Source organism: Oleiphilus sp. HI0125 (assembly GCF_001635355.1).
Genome location: NZ_LWGF01001128.1, coordinates 1 through 1,761, shown reverse-complemented (window position 1 = coordinate 1,761; position 1,761 = coordinate 1). Strand labels below are relative to the sequence as shown.

The following is a 1,761-nucleotide window of genomic DNA, read 5'->3' as shown; positions in this document are numbered from 1 at the left end:
GCGCTTGGTGTGTGTATTGGTGTCGATTATGGGATCTATATTTACAGCCAGCTAGAGACTAAGTTGAAAGAAGGCTTGGTTTTGCAGGAGGCTTATTTCCAAACACTTCGTACGACAGGTAAAGCAGTAAGCTTTACTGGTGTTACTTTGGGTATTGGTGTTTGTACCTGGATCTTCTCTCCGATTAAGTTCCAAGCAGATATGGGAATCTTGTTGTTCTTTATGTTCTTGTGGAACATGATCGGTTCAATGTGGTTGCTTCCAGCGCTTGCGCGTTTCTTGGTGAAAACCAAGAAAACGGCATAAATTCTTGAGTACAGCGTTCGATCTAGATATCGGGCGTTGTTCTCACAAATTATTAAATATGGCCGACTTTTATAGTCGGCTGTTTCATTTTGGAGCGAATCGTATAAAATCCGCTCTCTTTTATTTTTTATACCATCATGTGACCCATTGTAGGGGCCACCACTGAAGCGAGGTTGATGTGCCAGTAATTACTCTTCCCGACGGTTCTAACCGTTCTTTTGATAAAGCAGTCTCCATTTTAGAAGTTGCGCAGGATATTGGTCCTGGTTTAGCTAAAGCGACCATTGCAGGCCGTGTTAATGGCGAATTAAAAGACGCTTGTGATCTCATCGAAGGCGATGCAGAGCTTAGTATTATTACCGGTCGAGATGATGAAGGCGTTGAGATTATTCGTCATTCTTGTGCGCATTTATTAGGTCATGCGATCAAGCAATTGTGGCCTAACACGAAAATGGCAATCGGTCCTGTTATCGAAAATGGTTTCTATTATGACATCGATCTTGAGCACAAGTTAACGGACGAAGATGTCGAAAAACTCGAGAAGCGTATGCTCGAGCTTGCTAAAACGGATTATGACGTTGTTAAGAAAGTGGCAACTTGGCAAGAAGCTGTTGATACCTTCAAAGAACGTGGTGAGACATATAAGTTAGAGATTCTGGAACGTGATATTCCGAAAGATGCGACGCCGGGTCTTTATCACCACGAAGAATATATTGATATGTGTCGTGGGCCGCATGTACCGAACATGAAATTCTGCCATCACTTTAAGTTGATGCGAGTTTCAGGTGCCTACTGGCGCGGTGATTCTGACAACAAAATGCTGCAACGTATTTACGGAACAGCATTCGCGGATAAAAAACAGCTTAAGCAGCATTTAAATCGTTTAGTTGAAGCAGAGAAGCGTGACCATCGTAAGATCGGTAAGAAACTTGATTTGTTCCATATGCAGGACGAAGCGCCTGGATCAGTTTTTTGGCATCCGAAAGGTTGGAAGCTCTTTAATAGCCTTATTGGCTACATGCGTGTGCGTCAAGAGCGTGCCGGTTATATTGAAGTAAATACCCCAGACGTTATGGATCGGAGCCTTTGGGAGACTTCAGGTCACTGGTTTAATTATCGAGAAAACATGTTTACGACTGATACTGAAGATGGTCGTAATTTCGCACTTAAGCCAATGAACTGCCCTGGCTCAGTGCTGATGTTCTCACAAGGTCTCAAGAGCTATAAAGACTTACCTTTGCGCATGGCAGAATTCGGCAAGGTGCATCGCTATGAGCCTTCAGGTTCTTTGCATGGCTTAATGCGCGTTCGCCACTTTACGCAAGATGATGCGCACATCTACTGTACTGAACAGCAGATGGAACAAGAGTGTATTGATGTTGTAGCTCTTGTTTTGGATATCTATAAAGACTTCGGATTTGATGATGTAGTAATCAAATTGTCTACTCGACCAGA

The 1,761-nt window shown here is 43.2% G+C and carries 2 protein-coding genes; both read left to right on the top strand.

Features of this window, described 5'->3' with window-relative positions; all coding sequences use genetic code 11:
* Window positions 1-306: MMPL family transporter (locus tag A3762_RS19520; RefSeq protein WP_156493607.1), on the top strand; the 306-nt coding region annotated here is incomplete at its 5' end.
* Between the two features lie 178 nt (window positions 307-484).
* Window positions 485-1,761 (top strand): threonine--tRNA ligase (gene thrS / locus A3762_RS19515; RefSeq protein ID WP_068757213.1); only part of this gene is annotated, 1,277 nt, incomplete at its 3' end.